This is a genomic window from Roseibium sp. R5 (assembly GCF_055755305.1).
In genome coordinates this window covers 3,541,106-3,564,989 of record NZ_CM146910.1, presented here as the reverse complement: position 1 = coordinate 3,564,989, position 23,884 = coordinate 3,541,106, and the positions used below count along the sequence as shown (strand labels likewise).

Here is a 23,884-nt window from a genome sequence, read left to right as displayed (position 1 = left end):
AAATAATACGAAATTTTACTAAAATACGTTTCTACAAATTATTGCAGATGAATTAATCGAAGATATATATAAAAAGCGCCGCTAAATAAAGCGACGCCTCGTAACTTTTACATGATTTCATCGAAAATGGTTTACGCGTCCGCAGCCAAGGCTTGAGCCAACTCGGCAAAAGGATCTCCAGGCACCGGTTGCTGGGCACCCTGCCGCATCGCTTCGTAGATCTTGGGGACGAGGCGGCACGCTTTCTCCAAATGCTCATCACCAGTGATTTGAAACCCACCCATCATCCGAAGATCTTTCGTATCTTCATAATGAGAAATCAGCCCTTTGATCCGGTGGATCAACTCTTGCTGATCTTCTGTCCACGCGCGGGACGCAAGACGCGATGTTGATTTCAGAATCTCGACCGGCGGATATCTTCCAGCTTCTGCGGTTTTTCGATCCAGAACAATATGGCCGTCAAGCAAACCCCGAATTGCATCGGACACAGGATCATTGTAGTCGTCCCCGTCTACAAGGACTGAAAAAATGCCAGTTATTGACCCCTCACCAGTCGCGCCTGGTCCAGCGCGTTCAATCAGCCGGGCAAGATCTGCAAAAACACTTGGCGGATACCCGCGGGCGACAGGAGGCTCACCGGCGGCAAGAGCGACATCGCGGGCTGCATGAGCAAAACGTGTCGCAGAATCCAAAATCAGCAGCACTTTATGCCCTTGAGCCCTGAAATATTCAGCAACACTCATGGCTGTCTTCGGAGCGAGGCGGCGCTGCATTGCGCTTTCATCACCGGTGGAGGCAACAACGACGGAATTGGCAATCGTTTCACCAAGAATGTCGTCAATAAACTCCCGGACTTCACGGCCGCGCTCACCGACAAGACCGACCACGACGGTGTCGAACTCGCCAAACCCGGCGAGCATCCCGAGCAACGTGGATTTCCCCACTCCGGAGCCAGCGAAAACACCGATCCTCTGCCCGACACATAACGGCGTAAAGAGATCGATGACACGCACACCTGTTCGCACGCCTTCCGTGATCTTTTCGCGGTTCATTGCTGGAGGTGGCGCCCGATCAAGAAGAAAAGCCTCAACCCCGTGCCGCAATTGCCCCTGCCCGTCGATCGGCTCTCCGAGAGCATTGATGATGCGCCCGCGCCAACTGAGGTCCGGATGAATTGCCAAACCTCCCATCAGCGAGGCAACGCTGCCAATTCCAATGTCCGATACCCGCTCAAGAGGTTTGACAACAACATCCTTTTGTTCAAGCCGGATAATCTCGCCCTGACGAACACCGGACCGGCCTTCAAATTGAATCAGATCACCCAAACAAACCACGCGTGACAATCCAGACACCCGGATCGCTTCAGCGGAGACCTGAGTAACCTGCCCGCTCAGTTTGACGCGGCCAATTTCTGTATCAAGAGCAGCCAAGGAGGCCGTAATTTGATCCAGGCTGTTAAGATGCTGAGAGCTTGGCATGACGCTCCTGTAAGGCTTTCAAGACATCCAGGGAAAGGTGGTTGGATTCGTGCTCTGCGAGCCTGCCCAAATCGTCGCTACTTGGTACAACCGTCTTGGTATCGGACTGATCGGCTCCCGTTGCGTCACCTTTTGATATCCTGCCAGGCTCGGGTACGCGTTCAGTGGAGTCGTTATTGCCCGGCTTTGGCGCCGGAACTGCATCCGCTGACAACTTACCGAACTGCAGCAGATTAAACGGCGTTCCAGGTGTTCGCTCACCGGCACTTGCAACTGTTTCTCCGAGGATTGGGGACGACGCGGATATCATCGGTGCGCCTTCGCTATCAAACCCATCCCCATTAGGTATTTCGGGTGCGGTGATTGTCCGCGGTGTCTCAACCGACGCAACTTCAGGATCCAGGGTGTCCTGTGCAGTGCTGCTTGTTCCAGGTGTTGTCATCGCATCATAGGCCATCATGAGACCGATGCCGACCGGACCACCCAATGCGGCTCCATATAGTGTGCGGCCGGCGTGACGCGCGTCCTCGGAAATCTGATCGTTCGTCACAGCGCGGTAAACGTTAGAAACACCTGGGATGTGCTGCAGCGGATTGATCACATCAACAAAATCAGAAAACCCGAATCCCGCCTTTGTCGGTGCTTTCGCGTCCGTTGCTTTTTGTGATGCCTCGACAGTCTTCAGTAGCACATGCCGTGGGGATGGATCTTCAGAAGGAGAGCTTATGCCAACCACCGCACTCATGATGTTTTGCCCAATTCGCGAATGGCCGTTTTTTGGCTTTCACTTCCCATGTCGATCATTTTGGTGGCGCTTTCGAACGCGCGAGAGATCATGATCATCTTGGTCATCTCGCGGACGGGGTTAATATTCGCCCCTTCCACATAGCCCTGACGGATCCCATGCTGGTCGAACACCTGCACCGGAATGACTGCCCGGTCCGGCACAACTGCAGAATTCTCCCTTCGGGTCAGTTTGGCATCATTCGGGATTAGAAAGAGACCAATCTGGCCAACGATATCTTCATCGCCTTGAATAACATCCCCGTTTTGCGTGATGAGCGGCGTTCCTCCATCCGGATTGAGCTGGATCGGTTGCCCGCCGGCACCAACGATCACCTGCCCGGTCACAGTCCTCAAGGTTCCGTCATCAGCGATATTGAGGCGGCCATCTCGTGTATAGGAAAGTCCGCCATTTGCATCCCGAATGGCGAACCAGGCCTCCCCTTCAATTGCGAGATCAAGAGGATTGTCCGTTTTGTTCAGGCTGCCGTTCTGACGCGAGATGTAGTTCTCGCCACCACTTGAAAAGCTAACTTTGTCGGGGCCTGCCTTTGATACCATTTCAGCGAAATTGATCTCATCAGCGCGGTAGCCCGCAGTGTTCATATTCGCAACGTTCCGGGAGACTGTTTCCAGCCGGTTGGAAAGAGCGACTTGGGCGGACAACGCGACATATAGAGCTGACTGCATGGCTCAGCTGCCTCCAAGTTTAAAATTCTGGATGCTGGACAAAAGCCCTTCCCCGAAAGGCACAACTCCAGGACCGGCACCAAAAACCGCCAGTGTCGGCGATGAAACCGCCTGAGGACCATTCTTGACGTCATAGAGTGCCGAAAAACGATCGAGGAATTCGGCCAGATGTTCTGGGTCGCTGCTCAGTTTCTCGTAGTCCAGATGCTTGTCGAAATAGGCTGCCTGCTTGTCGATATCCGTCATTGCAAAAGAATCTGGCAGCCCCAAAGCGGTGTAGACTGTTTCTGCGAGCGCACGGTCGGCAAGAATGTTGTAGGCATTTTGGATCGTGGATGCTTGCCTCTCGAAATAGAGAGCCAGACGGACCCCGTTGTTCTGTTCGCCTTGCCGGATTTCAAGTGTTTGCCGGTGAAACTTGTCGACGATGCCCTCTTGGGTTCGTCTGAAAGCGGTCGTCGCCTCACCATGACTTGCGAAGTTAAATGTTTCAGCAAACTTCTGATATCTCTGGTCCGTCAGCTGATTGGCAAATGAATCGCTTTTCGAAATGCCCTCTTCCAGAACCTTCCGCATGAACGCTTTTGCGTAGATCATGTCTTCCAGGCCCATGGCCGTCATGGCGTACCGGTAGATCCTGTCATTCGATAGGAACTCATCAATCGATTTTATGTCGCTGATGTTCTCGCGATAGTACTCGGTCTGGCGTTCCACCATTGGATCTGATGCGACGGTTTGGATGGAGCGGTCCATATTGTTCCGAACCAACTGTACCTGCGTAATCGTATTGATCATGTCCGCGCCCTTTAAGCGGTAAGTGTCTTGAAAACACTTTCGCGCCCCGAGCTTACGCCAAGCTGACTGGATGGCACCGGTAAAAACAGCCGTTCGGTCAGCTTCGGACAAGTCTCGTCCCCTAGCTTTTCACCAGCACAGTAAAACCTCACCCGATAGGAGCTGTTTGGTGACTATTATTATCGGCCTGATAATCGGCGCGGCATCCCTGATTGGCGGTTTCGCCGCCATGGGCGGAAAGGTCCTCGTTCTTTGGCAACCTTGGGAACTTGTGATCATTCTCGGCGTTGCAATTGGCGCTTTCATCGTTGCAAATCCCATGAAAGTCATACTCGGGACGACCGTTGCCGTTTCCGACGCATTGCGGAATGCGGTCCCTTCCAAACGTGATTACCTGGATGTGCTGGCACTTCTTTATGGCCTGATGCGGGAGTTGCGCGCGAAGGGCCGCAATGCTGTCGAACCGCATATCGAAGACCCAAGCACATCTCCAATTTTCCAGAAGTATCCGTCGGTCCTGCGCGACGCCAACATGACGACGTTCATCTGTGACTATTTCCGCCTGATCATTGTCGGTAATGCCCGAGCTCATGAAATCGAAGCTCTGGTCGATGAGGAAATCCAGACCATCCATCGCGATCAGATGAAGCCGTATCATGCAATGAGCAGCGTGGCCGATGCTCTGCCGGCGATCGGGATCATTGCTGCGGTCCTTGGTGTGATCAAGGCAATGGGCGCAATCGACCAGTCGCCGCAGCTACTCGGCAGCCTGATCGGGGCCGCCCTTGTGGGAACGTTCATCGGGATCCTGTTCTCCTACTCCTTGTTTGGCCCCTTGGCAGCAAAGATAAAATCGGTCCGGGAAACGCGGCTGCGCAACTACATCGTGGTCAAGCAAACCCTGCTGGCATTCATGAACGGTGCTGACCCGCAAATCGCGCTGGAGCATGGCCGCAAGACCATCTCCGGATACGACCGGCCAACCATCGACGAAGTCGAGAATGAAACCATGAGAGCCGGCGGCGCAGAAACCAGCACGGCCGATCTCCAGGGAGCCGCATAAACCATGCTCGATGCAGCAACAGACACGCAATCTGCCTCAAACTCAGAACGGGCGATGATCACGGACCGCCTCCTGGACGCCGCGGGTATCTCCGTAGACCGCCTGCCGATGCTGCCAGTGGTTTTCGACCGCATGGCGCGGGTGATGGCAGATGTGATGCGCCAAAAATCACCCTCGCCATCCTACATCTCGGTCAGCTATGTGGAGAACAACCGGATTGGCGATGTTTTGGATGAATTTGAATCCAATGCACTTGTTGCGGTTCTTTACTCTCCGGAATGGGATGCCCGCGTGCTGGTCGGCTTCGACCGGGATTTCATCTTCACCCTCGTGGATGTGCTGTTCGGCGCAGACGGAACCGAGCCTCCAATTGATGAGGAGCGGCCCTTTTCAAATATCGAAACGCGCATTGCCCGGACGATATTTGAAGTTGCTGCGAAGTCTTTGGCCGAGTCTTTCGCGCCGATTGCAGAAACAACTTTGAAAATCGAGCGGATCGAAAGCCGCATGGATTTTGCGGTCGTCGGCCGGCGTAACAACCCTGCGGTCGTTGGACGCCTGCTCCAGCAGGCCATCGGCCGCGGTGGCGAAGTCTTCGTCGTACTGCCGCACGCGACACTCAATCCGCTGCGCCAGGCCCTGTCCCAAGTGTTGTCCGGCGAAATGTCCGGCCGCGACAAACAATGGACGCAGCACTTCCACAACGAAATCCAGCGGACGGAAGTCAAGCTGGAAGCGATCCTGGAAGAACGCGAGATGCATCTTGGCGAGTTGTCAAACCTGAAGGTCGGCCAAGTGATTGAGCTTCAGGCAACTGCGCGCTCGCCCGTGACGCTGGCCTGCAATGACCAACCGATATTCACCTGCCAGCTTGGACAGCTGGACGGATCCTACACCCTGCAGATTGAAGAACTCATCCACGAGGAAGAAAAGGATCTTTTCGATGATCTCCGCAATCGTTGACGGCGTGCTGCTTCTGGCATTGGTCGTAACCACAATCCGAATGGTGCAAATGCACAAGGATCTGCGCCGCTTGGGGTCCTATCACGAAGATTACCAGCGCATTTTCGACCAGACTGCGCTCGCGCTGGACGGGATTGAGGTCTCCATTCAGGAGATCAACGTCAAAGGCGCTCAGATCCTCAATGCACTGGGCAATCGCATGGACGATGCCCGGGAGCTGATTGCTGAGATCGACGCCCTCACCCGCGAGGCAAAACGTCAGCAGTCGGTTCTGAAAGCAGAACTCAAGGAACTCTCGAGCTCTCATGCTCTCATGCAGAAGGCAAAGCGCTTTACGCCTGTCCGTGAAGACCTTGATCTGTTCAATGATGAAACTGCGGCGCAGCCAACCCCTGTTTCGGCCGTGGCAAGCTCCCCACAAGATGGACCGGTTATTCACCGTGGAACCAGCGGTCCCAAGGCTCCGACCCGTGTGCACAAAATCGATAACACGCTCGGAAGCCCCTTCCGCTCAGTCTCTATGAACCAAAAGGATACGTTCTAATGTCCGACACGATCGTTGAAAACGTTGATGTAGAAACCGGTGCAACCATCAAAACGGCCGATGCGGCGAACTTCGCCAGGGTTGAAGCACCAGACAAGAAAAACGCCGGCGAGACCATGGGTGATGATCGCAACCTCGACACGATCCTCGGCATTCCGGTCAATATTCAGGTCGTTCTGGGCTCTGCAACCATGCTGGTCTCCAATCTTCTCAAGCTGGGCCGCGGCGCTGTCATTCCTCTCAACCATCGTGTTGGCGAGCCGATCGACATTGTCGTGAATGGCCGTGTCATCGCCCGCGGTGAAGTGGTTGTTGTGGAAGACGACAACTCCCGTTTCGGTGTGTCCCTGACAGAGATCATCAGCTCACAAACAAGCCCGCTGGAAATCTAAGCCACCCAGCCGGACGCCAGATTTCCCGAACCCTTTGATTGCCCATGCTCCTTTTGAGGAACACGCGAGAATGACAAGCCAAGCCAAAGCTGCCCCGGCTCCTGCCGCCATCCCCAAGCCACCGGCTCCACCGATCCGGCGTTTGAATGGGGTGCAGCGTGTCGCCGCCCTGCTTCTATCGCTTGGACGGACCAGCTCCCAAAAACTGCTGCGCCATTTTGATCAGGAAGAGATCAGAATGATCACAGTCAGCGCGGCCCAGCTGGGAACGGTCGCTTCTGCGGAACTGGACAAGCTTGCCGAAGAGTTCATCGATCAGTTTTCCAACGGTACCACCTTGTTCGGCTCTGCCAATGAAGTGGAAAAGATGCTGGAAGGCGTTCTGCCGGACGAACAGCTGGCGGACATCATGTCGGATGTCCATGGCAATTCAAACCGCTCAATCTGGGACCGGCTAACGACTGTTTCGGAAACCGTGTTTGCCAATTACCTGCTGAAAGAGCACCCGCAAACGGCGGCCTTGATCCTGACGAAAATCAAGCCAAGCGCAGCCGCAAAGGTTCTCGGCCACATCCGGGCCGACATGCGCAATCAGCTGGTGCGGCGGATGTTGTCGATCAAGGCGGTGGTCCCGGAAATCATGCGCGACGTGGAAAAGACGATGCATGAGGACTTCATGCTCAACCTGTCCGGAACACTCGAGGCGGACTCCCATGCGCGCATGGCTGACATCTTGAACAAGATGGAGCGGGATCACATGGAAGATGCGCTGGAAAACCTCAACGAGATCAGGCCGAAAACGGCAGAACTCCTGAAGGGTCTCCTGTTCACCTTCGACGACATCAGCAACCTCAATGCACGTACTCGGATGGCGATCTTCGATCAGATCCCAGCAGACCGGATTGTCCTGGCATTGAAGGGAACATCAGCCGAATTCCGCGAAGTGGTCCTCTCGTCCATGACATCCCGTGCCCGTAGGATTGCCGAACACGAACTGGCAGCTGGCGAGCCGGCAGCGCAGCGCGACGTTCTGGAGGCCCGCAGCTCGATCACCAACCTTGCACTGGAAATGGCAGGACGCGGCGAAATCGAGCTTAATCCGAAACAGGATGAAGGGGCTTACTTTGCATAAGGACCACTTGTTCCGGCCGTACGGCGGTCTGCGTTTCTAAGGAGACTGCAGGGCGATGTCGGAAGAAGCGGATAAGGACTCAAAAACAGAGGAACCGACCGAGAAAAAGATCCAGGACGCAATTGAGAAGGGCAATACGCCGGTCTCCAAGGAAGCTCCTGTTCTTGCAATGTTGATCGGTGCCTTGTTGATCGGCGGTTTCGCAATAACATCTGGGGTGCGCCAGCTTGTTTCAGACATGGCGCACCTCCTGGACGTATCGGGAGGATTGGACCTTGGTAACAGCGCAGACGCACTCATGCTGTCCCACAGCCTGTCCATCAAGGTTGGGCTGTTCCTTGCGCCGATCATCGCAATTTTGTCGGCGTCCGGCCTTGCATCCGCTTTCCTTCAGAACAAACCCAGCATCGTTCCAAACCGGATCAAACCAGAACTCAGCAAGCTATCACTCAAAAAGGGCTGGTCGCGGATTTTTGGTGCCCAGGGCTTTGTCGAATTCCTCAAGGCGGTATTCAAATTCAGCACGGTCAGCGCGATCGTCTATGCTCAGTTCCGCACTCATGAAGCGGATCTGATCAACGCCATGTTCACCGATCCAAGTGCCCTCCCCGAAATGATACTGCAGATATCTCTGCGGCTGATCTCCGGTGTCTGCATTGTCACAATCCTTCTCGTGACCGTCGATATCCTCTGGTCGCGTTCTCACTGGCGCAAGAACCTGCGGATGACCAAGCAGGAAGTCAAAGACGAGCACAAACAGATGGAGGGCGACCCCATCGTCAAGGCACGGCAGAGATCGCTGGCACGCGACCGCGCCCGCAACCGCATGATGTCGGCGGTTCCCCAGGCAACCCTTGTAGTCGCGAACCCGACTCACTTTGCGGTCGCATTACGGTATGACGGTGAGAAAAACCCAGCGCCGGTCGTTGTGGCGAAGGGACAGGACCTGATTGCGTTGAAAATCAGGGAAATCGCCGAGACCAACGACATCCCGGTGATCGAGGACCGGCAGCTGGCGCGCTCACTTTACGCAGCGACAGAAGTGGAGCGGATGATACCGCCTGAATTCTATCGCGCTGTTGCTGAAATTATCTGTTTCGTTTATTCACGCAAATCCAAGACCGCTGTATAAAACAATGAATAATGGAGGGTTTGGATGAGTAAGCTGCGTGAGGCTGCCGCAATGGAACCTGAAGCGGATGATAAAACCCGCAAGCGCCAGGCGGCAATTGCCGAGGCCTTGACCGGTTTCATTGAAGACTTGAAGCTCGTCGACGTTCTGGATTTTGCCGCTTACATCCGGCTCGAACAGCACGCCAACATCGCCGACCTTGTGAAGACCTCTGCCGAACTGTTCTTCAAAGAAGATACGCTGCGGTATTCCATGGGCGGACAGGCTGAACTCGATTGGGATAACCTGCCACGAATAAAGCTGGATCTGGAATTCCTGAACAAAGGTGTCTGGATCTATTTCACCGTTATCCTGGCCTCGCCCGACAATTCGGTAACAGTGTCTTACGTGGAAATCCCCGACTCTGGCGGCGATCCGGACAAGGAAGCCGAATTGATGCTCGAAGCATTGAAAGATGCACGGCTCAAATAGGTTTGCGTGTCTTGGTGCGTGGTCCTTGTGTATCCTGAAGTAAGGGCGCGTCCCTCAAAAACGGGAAATGGCCGCTTTATTCAAAGCGACCAATTCATTTTCCAGACAGCTTTGGGAAAGACTGCGAAGTTGCCCTAATCTGCGGGCAGTCCCAGCTTAGCGCCGTGGCAGGTATTTCAGCGGATCGACCGGCTTGTTGCCCTGGCGCAATTCAAAATGCACTTGTGGCTGATTGACCGAGCCTGTGGCACCGGCGAGCGCGACTGGATCACCCCGACGCACCGTATCGCCGCGTTTGACATTCAAGACGCTGTTGTGAGCATAGGCGGAAACCCACCCTTCGTCGTGACGGACGAGCACAAGATTGCCATACCCTTTCAGCTCATTCCCGGCATAAATAACCGTCCCATCACCGGCCGCTTTGACCGGTGTTCCCTCAGGAACCGCCAAATTCACGCCTTCATTGCGGCCACCACCCGGTTTTGCGCCGAAATCTGAGATGATACGGCCACGAACTGGCCAACGGAACTTGGCAACAGGTTCATCGGCTTGCGGCTGAATGCTCGCAACCTCGATTGGTTTTTCAGGTGCAGCCTCCGTCTTGGCCGGTGCATCTGCCGAAGAATCTGGAGCTGCAATTGGGGTCGTTTCAACCTGAATTGTATCGTTAGAACGGTTTGTTGAGACAATCCGGTCCGGTTGACGCTTGGGAGATGGAACACTTGAGTCACCACCTGCCACAGTCTGCGGGACAGATGCGGTCACGATTGGTGCGCTCACCCCTTGAGGTTTGCTCTTCGGCAATGCACTGACCGGGACAACCGGAGCTGCGACAATGGCAGGTGTTGATTGGGTCACCTGCGCGAAAGTCGGTTGCGCATACGGCTTTCGGTCCGGGCGCGGGGCCGCTTGCGACACATTTGGTATTGAGCCGGTAACGACATTTTCGTTCCGCGAAACAGTTGGCAGTTGCACGGCTCTCGTCTCACCGTCGGTGGTGCTCGTAGAACCATTGCGGTCTGAATAAACATAAGTCGGGATGATCAGAGACTGCCCCGCCTGCACACTGGACCGGCTCTGAAGACCGTTGACGGATGCGACAGCCTGAATGGGCACGCCATAGCGGCGGGAGATCGACGCAAGCGTATCGCCCTGCCGTGCTTTGATCTGGGTGCCGCCAGCTCCGGTCCAGCCTTTCCAGTCCTTGCCAGCAGCAAGTGTCTCCGGCGCAGGTACCGATGGGACTTGAGCCGAGGAGATGGACGGTGCAATGGGAGCACTGACGACAGCTGGAGACGTTACGGGCGCTGGTTGACGCGGGATGGAACCTGTCGAGACAGGAGAAGACGTGTTTTGCGGCAAGCCAGCCGTCGTTCCACCGGTGCCGTTGATAATGTCCTGATAGGACGGTTGCACGGGCGCAGATCCGGTCAGGATTTCTTTTTGATTGGCGGTGCTGGCGGTGTAAATATCGTTGGGTCCGAACCGCTCGGTGGCCGAGGAACACCCTGCAAGAGCTGCTGCTCCAAGAGTAACCGTTGCGACTTTACCCAGTAAATCCTGGCGGAGGAAACGCATCCGCTTTTTCATCGACTCAACCCAAACTGCTTTACATGGCTGCTGTGGTTAAGATTAGAAAGCAGTAAGGTTTATAAAGACTAAAGAAGAGGCCTCGAATTCCAGTCAATCTGAAAAACCTGCACGCCACTAATGGCCTGCAACACCCGCAATTCTGCCGATTTTCGATTCAACTCAGGGCAATTGCATAAGGTAAACGCACATCGGACCTTCAGGCCAGCATCCTCCGGGCAGCCGCCTGAATCGTCCGACTCAGTTCCCTCGCATTCGCCAATCGTCGAGATCACTCCGCCCTGCAGTGGGATAACGGAATCGGTGTCAGATGAAACGTCCCATCGTCGGGCGCTCTTTGAAGAACGCGATCCCCGGCGTCACACTGATTGAAATCGAGATCGGTCCCGCCTGTCAGTACGAGTTTGCCATCGGACCGGCCCTCCAGGAAGAAACGCCCGCCGTCACACTCAATTTGGCAAAGTAGCCGGTTGCCATCCGGATCGCAGATCGCGTCCGTTTGCCACCCCTCGTTCTGCCCTTTCATCCAGACATCCAGCTTCACGACCAGCCTTGGCGTATCCGGATAGGGTTGGAACGGGCTGTCCATCCCCAAAAGCTCTTGCTTCGACGGAAAGTGGCTGATTGCTATGTCGACTGTGTTTTGTGCAGGATGATCTTTTTGGTGCTGCAGACTGTAAGTTCGCCCATAGCAATTCGGAAAACTCATGAAATAGTCTTCGAGCGGCAATTCATCCGCCAACGGCGACCCCATTCCACAAACCAAGGCAGAAACAAGGACCAAGTGTCTTTTCAACTGCAACAGCATCTTGTGCTCCTCCTATTTCGCCTCAGCAGGAATGGGCTGGCTCCAGTCCCGTATCAAGAAACCGAAAATCCAATCGTTGACCGCTGTTTCCTTCCACCACAACATTGAGCCCGGTGTTGTCATTGACCCACCGTCCGGAAATTGATCCGGCGACCGCGTCGCAACTCGATCCGAGATAAACGATTTCCTTTGCCGCCAGAATATTTCCAGTAAAGCCGTCTCCGCCCGTGAACTTGAAACGGTACTTATCGATCAGGGACGTCAGGACATAACCATTGGGATTGGATTGAATTGAATACAACAGACCGTCACCACCAATGGCGACGAATTCAACACCTGCTGCATATGAGGGCAATTGTTTTTCGACCCAGTCTTCTGCAAGAGAAGGACTTACAAGGCCCAGAAAACACACAACTAAAACAGAAAAACGCTGACACACCATACCATCCCCCAAATACGGTTTCATTCGTATCATGACGCAACGGCAGCAACAACATGCGCCATAACGGGGTTCTACAGATGTTGAGCAACACCCGGCATTAGGGAAACCCATCGGACTTCCGCCACAGTCTTGCTTGCGCCGATGCTCTCGGCTTTGGTGATCCGCACGAGCGATTGCGCTTTTCCCGGCGGTCCCAATGGAGCGATCAAAATGCCATCCGGTCGAAGCTGCGCGATCAATGTATCGGGTATTTCCGAGACTGCCCCGTTCAAAACAATCCGATCAAAGGGGGCTTTCTTCTCAAGACCCGAGAGCCCGTCCCTGTGTTCAAGCGATACGTTTGTCTGTTTCAAGGCCGCCAGGCGTTGATCCGCCAACTTGAGAAGGGTCTGATATCGGTCAAGGCTGTAAACATGCCGGACAAGCTGTGAGAGGATTGCGGTCTGGTATCCGGACCCCGTCCCGACCTCCAAAACCGTTTGATCTGACTGCAAGTCGAGAAGCTGGAGCGCAAACGCGACCTCGCCTGGCGCGGTCATGGTTTGCCCGCACTCCATTGGAAGTGCAGTGTCTTCGTAAGCCAGATTGTGATAGCGGGCCGCAAGAAAAAGCCGTCGTGGCAGACGTTCAATGGCAGACAGAATGTTCACGGAGGCTATGCCGCGCTGACGCAAGCCAAGCACCAGGGCCGCACGCGCCTCCGCTTCATCCGGCAAGTTCGATTGCGTTGCCCGGTCGTCATTACCGGGAACGAATGCGGCCATTCACGCGTTCTCCATTACCCGCCCCCGGGAGACCCGTTTGCCGCCAGACATCCCTGGCAGCCTGCAGATGGGTCAACCATGAGAGATTCTCACCGCCACCCTGTCCTCATACTGACCGACCCGAGCACAAAGACACAATGGCCGTTCGGGTGTGGCGCCCTGTTTTCCCGGTTAAAGAACGTCTCGGGCACTCATTTCAAAAGGAGACGTCGCAGCAAAGAGGTAAATCAGCCAAGACTGTCCGCCAACCGACCGACGAGATCATGCGCAGTCAGATCGATCCGAAGCGGGGTCACGGAAACATACCCATCGGCAACGGCGTGAAGGTCAGAATTATCCAGAACTGATTTTCCGCGGTCCTGGAATTTCAGCCAGTAGTAAGGATTGCCGCGACCATCCGTCCGCTCATCAATGGACAGGCCGCTTTGTTCATGATGCCCCTGCACCGTGACCTTCACGCCCTTCACCGCATCGGCGGGACCAACAGGGAAGTTGACATTCAAGAGGGAGTAAGGCGGCAGGTCGAAGGTCATCAGTTTCGTGAAGAGCTCCGGAGCATGCGCCTCCGCGACACCGTAATCCGGCTCTGATTTCGGGTTCCAGCTGTAGGCCTGGGAAACCGCGATCGAGCGGATGCCGAGGATTGCAGCTTCCATCGCGCCTGCAACTGTCCCTGAATAGGTGACGTCTTCTGCAAGGTTTTGCCCGCGGTTGATACCCGACAGCACCAGGTCCGGCAGACCCGGAAGCACCTTACGGCAGCCCATGATCACACAATCAGTCGGAGTGCCTTTCACAGCGAAATGCCGGTCGTCGATCTGGCGCAGGCGAAGCGGATCTCCAAGGGTCAGTGAATGCGCCACGCCACTTTGATCCGTCTCCGGCGCGATCACCCACACATCGTCGGAGAGCGTCTTTGCGATCCGTTCGAGGGCGTAGAGCCCGGAAGAGTGAATGCCGTCGTCATTGGTGATCAAAATGCGCATGAAAAATCCGTTCTTGGCCAAAAGGTAGGGGTTAAGGGCCTGATGCCCTTAACCGATCTTTTCCAAACCGCCCATATAGGGCCGCAGGACGTCCGGCACAGTGATGGACCCGTCCGCGTTCTGATAATTTTCAAGAACTGCGATCAGCGCACGCCCGACCGCGATCCCGGATCCGTTCAGCGTGTGGACATGCACAGGCTGCTTGGAATCGGCAGGACGGAAGCGCGCATTCATGCGCCGGGCTTGGAAATCACCACAGACAGAACAGGACGAGATTTCACGGAACGTGTCCTGCCCTGGCAACCAGACTTCGATGTCATAAGTCTTGCGGGCTCCAAAGCCCATATCGCCAGTGCACAACGTCATGACCCGGTAATGAAGGCCGAGTTTCTGCAGAATCATTTCGGCGCAACCAAGCATCCGCTCCAATTCATTGAGCGACTCCTCCGGTGTCGTGACCGACACCAGCTCGCATTTCTGGAACTGGTGCTGACGCAACATGCCCCGGGTATCCCGGCCCGCAGAACCAGCTTCAGACCGGAAACAATAGGTCAACGCGGTGACACGCAGCGGCAGTTGATCCTCGGACATGATCTCTCCGGCCACCAGATTGGTCAGCGGGACTTCAGCGGTCGGGATCAGGTAGTGGTCAGTTGTGGTCTTGAAGAGATCTTCTTCAAATTTCGGCAACTGGCCGGTGCCATAGAGCGGATCGCTGTGAACCAGCAACGGTGGCGAGACTTCCGTGTAGCCGTTTTCCTGCGTGTGCATATCGATCATGAACTGACCGAGGGCTCGCTCCAGCCGCGCTATCTGGCCTTTCAGAATGACAAAACGCGAGCCAGACAGCTTGGCAGCGGCGGAGAAGTCCATCCCACCGAGCTCTTCACCCAGTTCGTAATGCTCCTTCGGTGCTTCATTGAAGGTGAACGCCGGTTTGTCGCCATGGGTCCGGTAAAGCACATTGTCCGCTTCATCCGCACCTTCCGGCACATCATCGTGCGGAAGGTTCGGAATGACGGCCATCGCCTCTTCCAAAGCTGCGATCAGCTTGCGTTCTTCTTCCTCACCAGATTGAATGAAGGCCTTGATCTGAGCGACTTCGTCGATCAGCTCTTGAGCCCGCGCATCATCTCCGGAGCCTTTGGCCTTGCCGATTTCTTTGGAGGCCGCGTTGCGCCGTTCCTGAGCTTCCTGCAGCTTGGTGATGTGGGAGCGACGGGAATCGTCCAAGGCAATCAAATTGGCAGCAGAAGGCTCGTAGCCCCGCTTTGCCAAAGCCTTGTCGAAGGCATCTGCGTTTTCCCGGATCCATTTGATATCAAACATCTTCGCTTCCCGAACGGCGGTCTTTGTCTAAGGACTGGCCGCCGCGGGAGGAAGACTAAGCTTTAGGTTTATGCCGCAGCATCCTCAGCTTCACGCTCGGCCTCACGTTCCGCGCGCTTTTTCTCCACCATCCGGACGGACAGAATGGAGACTTCGTAGAGAAGCAACGTTGGCAGTGCAAGACCGATCTGCGAGATCGGGTCCGGTGGTGTCAAAATAGCTGCAGCTGCAAAGGCGCCAACGATCGCGTATTTGCGTTTTTGCTTGAGACCTTCAGCCGTCACCATGCCTGCGCGGCCCAAAAGCGTCAGGATCACCGGCAACTGGAACACGAGACCGAAAGCGAAAATCAGGATCATGATCAGACCGAGATATTCGCTCACCTTTGCAAGGTGTTCGATCGCCACTTGGCCCGACCCGCCGGTTTGCTCCATCGACAGGAAGAAGCCCATCGCCATCGGCATGACGAGGAAATAAACCAGACATGCCCCGATCAGGAACAGGATGGGTGTAGCAACCAGGAACGGCAGAAACGCGCCACGCTCATGTTTGTAAAGGCCCGGTGCCACAAACATGTACACCTGGCTGGCAATCACCGGGAACGCCAGAAACAAGGCGCCGAAAAGCGCAAGTTTCAGCTGCGTGAAGAACCACTCCTGCGGGGCCGTGAAGATCATCTTCACGTGCTCCGGCTCCGGCGCGGCACGCAGGTACGGCACAGTCAGGATGTTGTAGATGTCGGTGGCGAAATAGAAGCAGATCACGAACATCGCCAAGATGGCCGCGATGGACCACATCAACCGCTGGCGCAGTTCGATCAAATGCTCGATCAAGGGCGCCTTTGAGGCGTCGATATCTTCCTGGCTCATGCCTTGGCTTCTTCCGTCACCGGCGCTTCCTCCGGCGCAGCGGGTTTCGCCGCCGAGGCTGCCGGCGTTTCAGCCGGTTTGCTCTCAGGCTTCGGGTCTGTGTCCGCTTTTGCCGCTGGTTTTGCCGGAGGGGTCTTCTTGGCCGCATCCTCTTCGATCGACTTTTTCAAGTCGCCAAGCGGATTGAAGTTTGCGGCTTCCTCGACCTGTTTCTTCATGTCGGCGATATCGGCCTGCTGCTCTGCTTCGCGCAGGGCTTCATTGAACGTCGACTGAAATTCACGCGACATCCGGCGCATCTTGCCCATTGTCTGGCCAAGGGTACGCAACATACGCGGCAAGTCTTTCGGCCCTACGACGATGATCGCGATACAGGCGATCACCAAGAGCTCCGTCCAACCAATATCGAACATAGGTACTTTCGCCCCTTAAGGAGACGCGACGCAGATAAAGATCAGCTCGCTTTGGTCTGATCTTCCGCCTTGGTGGACTTCACGGTCTCACCGCTCTCATGATCGATCGTCTTGGGAGCATCGGCGGTATCGTCTTCAGCCATTCCCTTTTTGAAGCTTTTGATTCCCTTGGCGACATCGCCCATCAACTCGGAAATCTTGCCACGTCCGAACAGCAAAACCACCACGACTGCGATGATCAAAATCTGCCAGATACTAATACCCATACGCCAAACTCCTGATAACCGGCTTCCTCGCCCTTGGAGCCCTTGTACAAAACTGGCTCCTTGCCTGCAACAATACATGCCGGATTGTTTCTGTACTCCTAGACAGAAGGATAAGCCGGAGAATTATTCTTACCTGATTTGGGGTCACGACCGCGGAAAGACAAGGACATCCTTGGGATCAGTGGTCACGCCAACGTCCATGCCCTGCTCCCATTCGCACCCGGCCCGCACGCGCGCCTGCAAAGGTTGATCGAGACCTTCAACGATAATTGTCAGCAAATCGACTTCTCCGACGAATCGTTTGGACTGGATTCGCCCCCTCACGCCGCACAAACCGGCCTTGCCGAGAAGAATACCCTGCGGTCGAATACAGACATCAGCAGATCCCTGGTTCATCCCGGTCGAGGCAACAATACCGAGCGGCGTCTCAACACCGGAAGATGTCACCTTGCCTTCGATTTGATTGAGTTCGGAAAAGAACCGGGCGGCGAACAAGTCGGCAGGGTTATTGTAGAGCTCGGCCGCGGTCCCGTGCTGAACGAGTTCCCCGCGCCGCATCAACGCGATCTGGTCCCCCATGCGCATGGCCTCTTCCGGGTCGTGGGTCACGATGATGCAGGTGGCGCGTGTCTCGCGGATCACCGCAAGCGTTTCATCACGCACGCTGTCGCGCAGGCGTTTGTCGAGACCTGAAAACGGTTCATCCATCAAAAGAATGCCGGGACGCGGCACCAGGGCCCGGGCAAGCGCAACACGCTGCTGCTCACCGCCCGACAAGGCATGCGGGTAGTCTTCGGCGTAATCGGCAAGGCCCACCCGGCGCAAGGCCGTCAAAGCGGCCGCACTTGCGGCTTCTTTGCCCAGCTTCTTGATGCCGAACACCACATTGTCCAGGATCGTCATATGCGGAAACAGGGCATAGTCCTGAAACATCAGACCGATACCGCGCCGTTCGGGCGGGACAAATGTCTGAGGTCCGGCGATTTCCTTGCCGTTGATCAGGACCCGGCCCGTGCTTTGCCGTTCAATCCCGGCCGCAATGCGCATCAACGTCGTCTTGCCACAGCCGGAATGGCCGAGCAGGCACAAGATCTCCCCTGGAGCAATCGAGAGGCTCAGGTTCCGGACAGACGGCACGCCCCCATAGTCATGAGAAATATTCTCGAAGACCAGGCCTGCGGCTATCGTGGCGCTGGCTGACCCGCGCGCACCCCACGTTTTCGGACCGCCATTCCAATTGGATTCGTTGGATTTGAACATCAGCTACCGGCAGTCTCATCCGTTTCTTCATCGAACAATGTGCCGTCCTCTAAAGGATCTTCGTCTTCGGTCAAGGCAGCATCGTCACTTGGCGTTGGCACCAGGAACGACGCAGGGATCGCGCTATCAAGCAACCCTGCCCCTTTCAACTCTTCTAGACCTGGCAGATCCTTGACGTTTTCCAGACCGAAATGGATCAGAAACTGCTCGGTTGTTCCGTAAGTGACCGGACGTCCCGGGGTTCGCCTGCGGCCACGCATCCGGATCCAGGTTGTTTCCAAAAGGACATCCAGCGTTCCTTTTGATGTCGATACGCCCCGGATTTCTTCAATTTCGGCCCGTGTTACCGGTTGGTGATACGCGATGATGGCCAGGGTCTCAAGCGCTGCGCGCGACAGTTTGCGTTGTTCTTCAACGTTCCGGTGCATCAAATAGCTGAGATCTTCGGCTGTCCGGAAACACCACTTGCCCGCAAGCCGCACCACATTGACACCGCGTGGCGCATACATTTCCTGCAGCGCTTCCAGCAGCCCGAGCACATCGGTTCCCTCCGGCAAACGGAGTGTCAGCTCTTCAAGCGACAATGGTTCGGACGAGGCAAAAAGAAGTGCTTCGACCATCCGGAGGCCGCTAAGATCATCAGAGGCTTTTTGGGGTGCCGCGCCCAATTCAGGACCGCCCTCCAAGTGAAGCTGTTCCAGCTCAGACATCTTGGTCCGGTTCCTGTTCTAGGGCGCGAATGTAGACCGGTGAAAACGGCTCTCCCTGGCGGATTTCGACCTGTCCTTCTCTAACCATTTCAAGGCTGGCGGAAAAGCTGCTTGCCACGACCGTCGCCCAATCCTTGTTGTCATAAAGGTAGTCACGAAGATACGCATTCAAAGGAGTCCATTCACTGACCCGGCCGACAAGCTTGGTCAGCAGCTCCCGCGCCTCCTGGAGTGACCAGACTGTTCTGCGTAAAACCCGGACAGATGTAACTGATTGGCGCTGGCGCTGCGTGGCATAGGCCGACAAAAGGTCGTAGACAGAGGCATCCCAGATGCTTTTGTGGACGACGGACATGGTCTCAGGTTCACCCCGGAAAAACACATCGCGCCCTGCCCGGCTGCGGGCCAGCAGTTTTTCAGAAACCTCCCGCATGGCCTCAAGTCGGCGCAAACGAAAGGCAAGCGCTGCGGCCAATTCCTCACCTGTGGGCTCGTCCTCGTCTTTTTGTTCGGGAAGCAAAAGACGGGATTTCAAATAGGCCAGCCAGGCGGCCATCACCAGATAGTCCGCGGCGAGCTCAAGACGCATCCGCCGGGCTTCGGTCACAAACTCCAGATACTGCTCAACCAAGGCCAGGATCGAGATTTTTGCGAGATCCACCTTTTGCGTGCGCGCAAGACCGAGAAGCAGATCTAGCGGCCCCTCAAAACCGTCGACGTCCACAACCAGCTGCGGATCGGACGTCGCCCGTTCCTCGCTTGTGTGCACCGCGCTCAGAAGGTCAAATGACTTGTCTGGCGCGGATGCGGGTTGTGTGTCCTGCTCCGCCATTTTGTGTCCCGTTACACTCCCGCCCAGCCTGTCAGGGATTGAAATTCTGCCCAGGCCTTGTCTGCATCAAAGCCTGGTTCCAACACTTTGTATCCAGCCAAAGCCGTGTTGCAGCGCTCCAGCGAACGTCCTGCTAGGACCGGCGCGGCATCCGCAACGGCCTGCATTTCCGTCATATCGCCATTGCAGTGGAGCACGACATCGCATCCGGCATCCCAGATTTTTTTGGACCTGCTCGACACATCACCGCCAAGCGCCTTCATGGAGATGTCGTCACTCATCAGACAGCCGTCGAATCCGATTTCATCGCGGATAATCCCATTAATGACCAAACTGCTCTGCGTTCCCGGATTTTCTGGGTCTATGCTCTCATAAAGCAAGTGCGCGGTCATACCCAGGGAGATATCTGCAAGCGCCTTGAATGGCAGGAAATCCACAGCTTCCAATGCGTTTTTGTCATCCGTGACCCGTGGCAGTTCAAGATGACTGTCCACCTTGGCGCGGCCATGCCCCGGAATATGCTTGATGACAGGTAGAACACCCCCGGCGATCGCGCCGTTGATCATCTCGCGCCCAAGGATCGCAACAGTCTCCGGATCATCTGAAAGCGCGCGATCTCCGATCGCGTCGACGGTGTCCGGAAACCGGACATCAAGGCACGGCAAACAGTCGACGGTAATTCCGACCTCGGAGAGATCTGCAGCAATCAGTTGCGCACCCAGAAACGCCGCCCGTTTTCCAGCGGCCTCATCCGTCTTGTAGAGATCTCCGAAAAGCTTGGGTGCTGGATATTTGCGCCAATGCGGCGGCCGTAGCCGTTGCACCCGGCCACCTTCCTGATCGACAAGCACCGGCGCATCTGCCCGGCCGACGGCATCCCGAAATGTCAGGGTCAATTCGCGAACCTGATCCGGACTGTCGACATTCCGGGCAAACAGGATCAGTCCCCAGGGATTATGCTCTTTAAAAAACGCTTGTTCAGCAGCGGTGAGACTTGTGCCGGCGCAGCCGGAAATAAAGGCTTTGATCATGATCATCGCTTACCGGCACCACCCCTGCCCGTCAAGAAAGGTCCGGTTCCCCGGCAAGCGCACTTGCGCTCCGGATGCGAACTTGCGATCTAAATCTACGAATCCTTTTTCAAATGGAGTTGCTTTCCATGCGCGCGCGCCATGACATTCCGGCAGGCACTTTGCACCGGATTTCCGTCACATCTGAAATCTTGACCCAAAACCGGCTTGGCGACCCGGCAACGCGCGAAGTGGTCGTTTATGTCCCAAATGGACACGACGGCACTGGGCTGCCGCTTCTGGTGGATATCGTTGGCTATACGTCCGGCGGCCCGGCGCATGCGAACTGGAAGAATTTTGGTGAAAACGTTCCGGAGCGTTTGGACCGGCTGATCCATGATGGCGCACTGCCGCCGGTTGTCGTCGCTTTCCCGGACTGTTTCACCCGCCTTGGCGGCAACCAGTATATCGACAGCACCGCGATGGGGCCTTGGGCAACGTGGCTCACCACGGACATGCTCCAAGCTGTCGAAGGCCAATTCGGCTGTGGCGGAGACGGCAAACGCGGATTGTTCGGCAAGTCATCCGGCGGTTATGGCGCCATTGTTCACGCCATGAAACACGCTGACGTCTGGTCCGCAGCGGCTTGTCACTCCGGAGATATGGCGTTTGAACTCTGTTACTTGCCGGAAATGCCAAGTGCGCTGCGGGCAATCCAGAAACATGGGTCAATTGAGGCCTTTGTGCGCTGGTTTGAAGCCGGACCGAAGTATCCCGGCGGCGCGTTGCACGATCTGATGACCTTCGCAATGGCAGCGACCTACGATCCAGATCCGTCGCCGGACACCTTTTGCGGGATTCGCTTACCGGTTGACCTTGAGACCTGCGAAATCATCGAAGACCGCTGGAATGCCTGGCTGTCCTGGGATCCTGTGCAAATGGTCGAAGCGCATACCGATGCCTTGAAATCCATGAAGGGGCTCTGGATCGATTGCGGGTACATCGACCAATACAATCTGGTCTATGGGGCGCGCCGTTTGAAACGGAAGCTTGAGGCCGCCGGTGTTGGTCACGTCTACGAGGAGTTCAACGACACCCACTCATCGATTGACTACCGGATGGACGAAAGCCTTCCGTTCCTTGCAAATGCGCTTTTGAAGTAGGGACTTACCGGCCCAGGCGCAGGGTTAAGACTGCGCCCCCGGCCAGGATCAGCAGCGCACCAACAAGGGCTTCAGGTCCCGGCACTTCGCCCCAAACGGCATAACCAAACAGCGCCGAGAGAACCACGGTGGCGTAAAAAGCAGGGGCAAGTGTTGCAGCGCCAGCACGTCGGTAGGCCGAAATGTTGAAAGACTGGCCGACAATTGCGAGGGGACCAAGCCAGGCGAACGCAAGCAGATCGCTCATCGCAATTCCGTCTTTGGCAATCAGCCAAATCACTGGCACGGCCAAAAACAACGCTGCAAACACATTCACATAGGCAAGGATCGTAACTGTATCTTCGCGCTGGGCGATGTAGCGCATGATCAAGCTTTCCGCAGCCATGAAGAGCGCACTTGCAATCGCCGCAATGGCCCCAACGAGCGCCATCTCCGAATTCTGGGCCACACTCTCGGCCGATTGAACGACGAGATAGGCGCCGAGCAAACTCATCGCTCCGGCGATCCAATGCTTGCCGGTCACCAGCTCCTTCAGGATCAACCCGGCCAGGGCAATCGCAAAGATGCCTTTCGTCAATCCAATCGCGGTCGCATCGGCAAGCGGCATCACGGACGCTGCATAGACCGCACAGGCCAAGCCTCCCACACCGCACACCGCACGCATCAAGTGAAGTTTCCATAAGGGACTTAACTGCTTGTGGAGCGGTACTTTTTTCACGCTGGCAACACACAAGATGGTTGCGGCCCCACCGGCAAACCGAAGCCAGACGAGTGCAACGATTGGCAACACACCGCCTGCCAGTTTCCCGGCCGCAAAAATCGGCGTGAAAGCTGACATCCCCAGGAGCGCCAGAAACAGTGCCGCGGGGATGTTTTCGCGCTGGCCGATGGCGGCAGATCGTGTCACGGCGAAGGCTCCAGATCTTGAATGTGATGATTGGGAACTAGCACTCAAAGGTTTGTCGAAACAGATGCCAGTTCCTCATGCACCCCATGCGAATACGCATACCATTGCCCTTACTCAAGCGAATACGTATACTACGTTCATGAATTGGGATGATCTAAAACTCGTGGACGCTGCGGCTCGCGCGCGGTCTTTATCCGGCGCAGCCAAGGCATTGGATATCAGTCAACCGCAGCTCAGCAGGCGCTTGAAAGCATTCGAGGACCGCGTCGGAGCGCGGCTGTTTGACAGAACACCCTCTGGTCTCAAACCCACAGAAGCGGGGCAAAGGCTCATTCCACTTGCCGCAGATATGCGTCAACGTGCGGATGCAGCGGCGCGCATCATGCCAGATCTGGCAGGTGCTTCGCTCAGGGTCGTTCGCGTTGCCGTCGATGAGGTGCGCGCCCGTGTCCTGACAGACATGTATCCTCTTCTGGATGAACGGCTCAAAGACATTGAGCTTGAGCTGATCTCCAGCCACAGCCATGTCGATCATCAAAGCCGCTGCATCGAATTGCAGATCAGAAACTGCCTACCCGAGACCGATACGCTGATTGCCCGGAAAATCGGCGATCTCGCTTACAGCGTTTATGCGAGCAAATCCTACGCGGCGGCCCACCCATCTGTTTTTGAAGAAGCGCGGTACTCAGCGTGCAGTTGGCTTGGATTTACGCCGGACGACCTTTGGTATCCGGCGCATAATCGCTGGCTCGCAGAACGCCTGCCCGCGCCTCCCAGGCTGCGGACCAACACCATGACCACTATGATGAACATGATCGCAAGCGGATCCGGCCTTGGATTGCTTCCGGTCTTCATGGGTGACCGGCATCCAGACCTCGTACGGGCCATGGAACCCCTGGCGGAACTCACCAATCCGGAGCATATCATCGTTCACCGCGATGTCCGGCGCGAACCTGCCGTCCGTCTGGCGATTGAGGCTATTTCGGATGTTTACCGGCACATGACCCCGCACCTTCTCGGTTTGCAGAGCCAAGTCAAGATGACAGCAGCCGAATAAAAAATGGCCGGAAAACCCGGCCATCTTACTTGTTG

At 55.9% G+C, this 23,884-nt stretch carries 27 protein-coding genes; 9 read left to right on the top strand and 18 right to left on the bottom strand.

Annotation, left to right across the window (positions count from 1 at the left end):
- Positions 1–131: 131 nt before the first annotated feature.
- The 4 genes from AC0J4F_RS16780 to AC0J4F_RS16765 are packed head-to-tail and all read right to left on the bottom strand — an operon-like array spanning position 132 to position 3,746.
- Positions 132–1,478, bottom strand: a complete 1,347-nt coding sequence (locus tag AC0J4F_RS16780; RefSeq protein WP_473024085.1) for a FliI/YscN family ATPase — start codon at positions 1,476–1,478, stop codon at positions 132–134.
- On the bottom strand, positions 1,456–2,223 hold the full coding sequence (locus AC0J4F_RS16775; protein ID WP_473024084.1) for a hypothetical protein: 768 nt from the start codon (positions 2,221–2,223) through the stop codon (positions 1,456–1,458). Before AC0J4F_RS16775 ends, AC0J4F_RS16780 begins: the two co-directional genes overlap by 23 nt.
- Complete coding sequence (flgF, locus tag AC0J4F_RS16770; RefSeq protein WP_306148704.1) at positions 2,220–2,951, bottom strand: flagellar basal-body rod protein FlgF; 732 nt, start codon at positions 2,949–2,951, stop codon at positions 2,220–2,222. Before flgF ends, AC0J4F_RS16775 begins: the two co-directional genes overlap by 4 nt.
- Before the next feature lie 3 nt (positions 2,952–2,954).
- Positions 2,955–3,746: a DUF1217 domain-containing protein gene (locus AC0J4F_RS16765; protein ID WP_306148703.1), complete on the bottom strand. Its 792-nt coding sequence runs from the start codon at positions 3,744–3,746 to the stop codon at positions 2,955–2,957.
- Between the two features lie 169 nt (positions 3,747–3,915).
- Here AC0J4F_RS16765 and motA point away from each other — a divergent pair, with 169 nt between their 5' ends.
- The 7 genes from motA to AC0J4F_RS16730 all read left to right on the top strand — a co-directional run bounded on the left by motA (position 3,916) and on the right by AC0J4F_RS16730 (position 9,443).
- On the top strand, positions 3,916–4,809 hold the full coding sequence (gene motA / locus AC0J4F_RS16760; protein WP_133947256.1) for a flagellar motor stator protein MotA: 894 nt from the start codon (positions 3,916–3,918) through the stop codon (positions 4,807–4,809).
- A 3-nt stretch (positions 4,810–4,812) separates the two neighbouring features.
- Positions 4,813–5,772 (top strand): flagellar motor switch protein FliM, encoded by a 960-nt coding sequence (locus AC0J4F_RS16755; protein ID WP_286189875.1) that lies wholly within the window; start codon positions 4,813–4,815, stop codon positions 5,770–5,772.
- A complete protein-coding gene (locus AC0J4F_RS16750) occupies positions 5,753–6,316 on the top strand; it encodes a hypothetical protein (RefSeq protein ID WP_473024083.1) in 564 nt (187 codons plus the stop codon). Before AC0J4F_RS16755 ends, AC0J4F_RS16750 begins: the two co-directional genes overlap by 20 nt.
- A gap of 116 nt (positions 6,317–6,432) precedes the next feature.
- Complete coding sequence (gene fliN, locus AC0J4F_RS16745; protein ID WP_208981091.1) at positions 6,433–6,708, top strand: flagellar motor switch protein FliN; 276 nt, start codon at positions 6,433–6,435, stop codon at positions 6,706–6,708.
- Between the two features lie 70 nt (positions 6,709–6,778).
- Positions 6,779–7,840, top strand: a complete 1,062-nt coding sequence (locus tag AC0J4F_RS16740) for a flagellar motor switch protein FliG (protein ID WP_473024082.1) — start codon at positions 6,779–6,781, stop codon at positions 7,838–7,840.
- 55 nt (positions 7,841–7,895) lie between these two features.
- Positions 7,896–8,972 carry a flagellar biosynthesis protein FlhB gene (flhB, locus tag AC0J4F_RS16735; protein ID WP_133947250.1) on the top strand — a complete coding sequence of 359 codons (1,077 nt, stop codon included), beginning with the start codon at positions 7,896–7,898 and terminating at the stop codon, positions 8,970–8,972.
- Positions 8,973–8,996: 24 nt separating this feature from the next.
- Positions 8,997–9,443 (top strand): hypothetical protein, encoded by a 447-nt coding sequence (locus AC0J4F_RS16730; protein WP_473024081.1) that lies wholly within the window; start codon positions 8,997–8,999, stop codon positions 9,441–9,443.
- Positions 9,444–9,599: 156 nt separating this feature from the next.
- Here AC0J4F_RS16730 and AC0J4F_RS16725 read toward each other — a convergent pair whose 3' ends face one another.
- The 13 genes from AC0J4F_RS16725 to nagZ all read right to left on the bottom strand — a co-directional run bounded on the left by AC0J4F_RS16725 (position 9,600) and on the right by nagZ (position 20,743).
- Positions 9,600–11,021 (bottom strand): peptidoglycan DD-metalloendopeptidase family protein, encoded by a 1,422-nt coding sequence (locus AC0J4F_RS16725; RefSeq protein ID WP_473024080.1) that lies wholly within the window; start codon positions 11,019–11,021, stop codon positions 9,600–9,602.
- A 283-nt stretch (positions 11,022–11,304) separates the two neighbouring features.
- Positions 11,305–11,787 carry a hypothetical protein gene (locus AC0J4F_RS16720; protein ID WP_473024079.1) on the bottom strand — a complete coding sequence of 161 codons (483 nt, stop codon included), beginning with the start codon at positions 11,785–11,787 and terminating at the stop codon, positions 11,305–11,307.
- A gap of 76 nt (positions 11,788–11,863) precedes the next feature.
- Complete coding sequence (locus tag AC0J4F_RS16715; RefSeq protein ID WP_473024078.1) at positions 11,864–12,307, bottom strand: hypothetical protein; 444 nt, start codon at positions 12,305–12,307, stop codon at positions 11,864–11,866.
- 47 nt (positions 12,308–12,354) lie between these two features.
- The gene (locus AC0J4F_RS16710; RefSeq protein WP_473024077.1) at positions 12,355–13,047 is read right to left on the bottom strand and encodes a protein-L-isoaspartate(D-aspartate) O-methyltransferase; all 693 of its coding nucleotides are present in this window, start codon (positions 13,045–13,047) and stop codon (positions 12,355–12,357) included.
- 227 nt (positions 13,048–13,274) lie between these two features.
- Positions 13,275–14,033 carry a 5'/3'-nucleotidase SurE gene (surE, locus tag AC0J4F_RS16705; protein WP_473024076.1) on the bottom strand — a complete coding sequence of 253 codons (759 nt, stop codon included), beginning with the start codon at positions 14,031–14,033 and terminating at the stop codon, positions 13,275–13,277.
- Between the two features lie 48 nt (positions 14,034–14,081).
- On the bottom strand, positions 14,082–15,362 hold the full coding sequence (gene serS, locus AC0J4F_RS16700; RefSeq protein ID WP_209175425.1) for a serine--tRNA ligase: 1,281 nt from the start codon (positions 15,360–15,362) through the stop codon (positions 14,082–14,084).
- A gap of 68 nt (positions 15,363–15,430) precedes the next feature.
- A complete protein-coding gene (gene tatC, locus AC0J4F_RS16695; protein WP_473024075.1) occupies positions 15,431–16,231 on the bottom strand; it encodes a twin-arginine translocase subunit TatC in 801 nt (266 codons plus the stop codon).
- On the bottom strand, positions 16,228–16,644 hold the full coding sequence (gene tatB / locus AC0J4F_RS16690) for a Sec-independent protein translocase protein TatB (RefSeq protein ID WP_133947231.1): 417 nt from the start codon (positions 16,642–16,644) through the stop codon (positions 16,228–16,230). The genes tatC and tatB overlap by 4 nt, the downstream gene beginning before the upstream one ends.
- A 41-nt stretch (positions 16,645–16,685) precedes the next feature.
- Complete coding sequence (locus AC0J4F_RS16685; protein WP_133947229.1) at positions 16,686–16,910, bottom strand: twin-arginine translocase TatA/TatE family subunit; 225 nt, start codon at positions 16,908–16,910, stop codon at positions 16,686–16,688.
- 144 nt (positions 16,911–17,054) lie between these two features.
- Positions 17,055–18,170, bottom strand: a complete 1,116-nt coding sequence (locus tag AC0J4F_RS16680) for an ABC transporter ATP-binding protein (RefSeq protein ID WP_473024074.1) — start codon at positions 18,168–18,170, stop codon at positions 17,055–17,057.
- The gene (gene scpB, locus AC0J4F_RS16675) at positions 18,170–18,880 is read right to left on the bottom strand and encodes an SMC-Scp complex subunit ScpB (protein WP_473024073.1); all 711 of its coding nucleotides are present in this window, start codon (positions 18,878–18,880) and stop codon (positions 18,170–18,172) included. The genes AC0J4F_RS16680 and scpB overlap by 1 nt, the downstream gene beginning before the upstream one ends.
- Positions 18,873–19,712 (bottom strand): segregation and condensation protein A, encoded by an 840-nt coding sequence (locus tag AC0J4F_RS16670; protein WP_209002205.1) that lies wholly within the window; start codon positions 19,710–19,712, stop codon positions 18,873–18,875. The genes scpB and AC0J4F_RS16670 overlap by 8 nt, the downstream gene beginning before the upstream one ends.
- A gap of 11 nt (positions 19,713–19,723) precedes the next feature.
- Complete coding sequence (gene nagZ, locus AC0J4F_RS16665) at positions 19,724–20,743, bottom strand: beta-N-acetylhexosaminidase (protein WP_473024072.1); 1,020 nt, start codon at positions 20,741–20,743, stop codon at positions 19,724–19,726.
- A gap of 128 nt (positions 20,744–20,871) precedes the next feature.
- On the opposite strand from nagZ, the gene AC0J4F_RS16660 reads away from it, so the two are divergent.
- Positions 20,872–21,885: an alpha/beta hydrolase gene (locus tag AC0J4F_RS16660; RefSeq protein WP_473024071.1), complete on the top strand. Its 1,014-nt coding sequence runs from the start codon at positions 20,872–20,874 to the stop codon at positions 21,883–21,885.
- Positions 21,886–21,889: 4 nt separating this feature from the next.
- Here AC0J4F_RS16660 and AC0J4F_RS16655 read toward each other — a convergent pair whose 3' ends face one another.
- Positions 21,890–22,792 carry a DMT family transporter gene (locus tag AC0J4F_RS16655; RefSeq protein ID WP_133947221.1) on the bottom strand — a complete coding sequence of 301 codons (903 nt, stop codon included), beginning with the start codon at positions 22,790–22,792 and terminating at the stop codon, positions 21,890–21,892.
- 163 nt (positions 22,793–22,955) lie between these two features.
- On the opposite strand from AC0J4F_RS16655, the gene AC0J4F_RS16650 reads away from it, so the two are divergent.
- Complete coding sequence (locus AC0J4F_RS16650) at positions 22,956–23,849, top strand: LysR family transcriptional regulator (RefSeq protein WP_473024070.1); 894 nt, start codon at positions 22,956–22,958, stop codon at positions 23,847–23,849.
- Positions 23,850–23,884 lie beyond the last annotated feature (35 nt).

Coding starts and splice junctions, on each gene's coding strand:
- AC0J4F_RS16780 (WP_473024085.1), bottom strand. CDS start 1,478: ATGCCAAGCTCTCAGCATCTTAACAGCCTGGATCAAATTACGGCCTCC.
- AC0J4F_RS16775 (WP_473024084.1), bottom strand. CDS start 2,223: ATGAGTGCGGTGGTTGGCATAAGCTCTCCTTCTGAAGATCCATCCCCA.
- flgF (WP_306148704.1), bottom strand. CDS start 2,951: ATGCAGTCAGCTCTATATGTCGCGTTGTCCGCCCAAGTCGCTCTTTCC.
- AC0J4F_RS16765 (WP_306148703.1), bottom strand. CDS start 3,746: ATGATCAATACGATTACGCAGGTACAGTTGGTTCGGAACAATATGGAC.
- AC0J4F_RS16755 (WP_286189875.1), top strand. CDS start 4,813: ATGCTCGATGCAGCAACAGACACGCAATCTGCCTCAAACTCAGAACGG.
- AC0J4F_RS16750 (WP_473024083.1), top strand. CDS start 5,753: ATGATCTCCGCAATCGTTGACGGCGTGCTGCTTCTGGCATTGGTCGTA.
- fliN (WP_208981091.1), top strand. CDS start 6,433: ATGGGTGATGATCGCAACCTCGACACGATCCTCGGCATTCCGGTCAAT.
- AC0J4F_RS16740 (WP_473024082.1), top strand. CDS start 6,779: ATGACAAGCCAAGCCAAAGCTGCCCCGGCTCCTGCCGCCATCCCCAAG.
- flhB (WP_133947250.1), top strand. CDS start 7,896: ATGTCGGAAGAAGCGGATAAGGACTCAAAAACAGAGGAACCGACCGAG.
- AC0J4F_RS16730 (WP_473024081.1), top strand. CDS start 8,997: ATGAGTAAGCTGCGTGAGGCTGCCGCAATGGAACCTGAAGCGGATGAT.
- AC0J4F_RS16725 (WP_473024080.1), bottom strand. CDS start 11,021: ATGCGTTTCCTCCGCCAGGATTTACTGGGTAAAGTCGCAACGGTTACT.
- AC0J4F_RS16720 (WP_473024079.1), bottom strand. CDS start 11,787: ATGGGGTCGCCGTTGGCGGATGAATTGCCGCTCGAAGACTATTTCATG.
- AC0J4F_RS16715 (WP_473024078.1), bottom strand. CDS start 12,307: ATGAAACCGTATTTGGGGGATGGTATGGTGTGTCAGCGTTTTTCTGTT.
- AC0J4F_RS16710 (WP_473024077.1), bottom strand. CDS start 13,047: ATGGCCGCATTCGTTCCCGGTAATGACGACCGGGCAACGCAATCGAAC.
- surE (WP_473024076.1), bottom strand. CDS start 14,033: ATGCGCATTTTGATCACCAATGACGACGGCATTCACTCTTCCGGGCTC.
- serS (WP_209175425.1), bottom strand. CDS start 15,362: ATGTTTGATATCAAATGGATCCGGGAAAACGCAGATGCCTTCGACAAG.
- tatC (WP_473024075.1), bottom strand. CDS start 16,231: ATGAGCCAGGAAGATATCGACGCCTCAAAGGCGCCCTTGATCGAGCAT.
- tatB (WP_133947231.1), bottom strand. CDS start 16,644: ATGTTCGATATTGGTTGGACGGAGCTCTTGGTGATCGCCTGTATCGCG.
- AC0J4F_RS16685 (WP_133947229.1), bottom strand. CDS start 16,910: ATGGGTATTAGTATCTGGCAGATTTTGATCATCGCAGTCGTGGTGGTT.
- AC0J4F_RS16680 (WP_473024074.1), bottom strand. CDS start 18,170: ATGTTCAAATCCAACGAATCCAATTGGAATGGCGGTCCGAAAACGTGG.
- scpB (WP_473024073.1), bottom strand. CDS start 18,880: ATGTCTGAGCTGGAACAGCTTCACTTGGAGGGCGGTCCTGAATTGGGC.
- AC0J4F_RS16670 (WP_209002205.1), bottom strand. CDS start 19,712: ATGGCGGAGCAGGACACACAACCCGCATCCGCGCCAGACAAGTCATTT.
- nagZ (WP_473024072.1), bottom strand. CDS start 20,743: ATGATCAAAGCCTTTATTTCCGGCTGCGCCGGCACAAGTCTCACCGCT.
- AC0J4F_RS16660 (WP_473024071.1), top strand. CDS start 20,872: ATGCGCGCGCGCCATGACATTCCGGCAGGCACTTTGCACCGGATTTCC.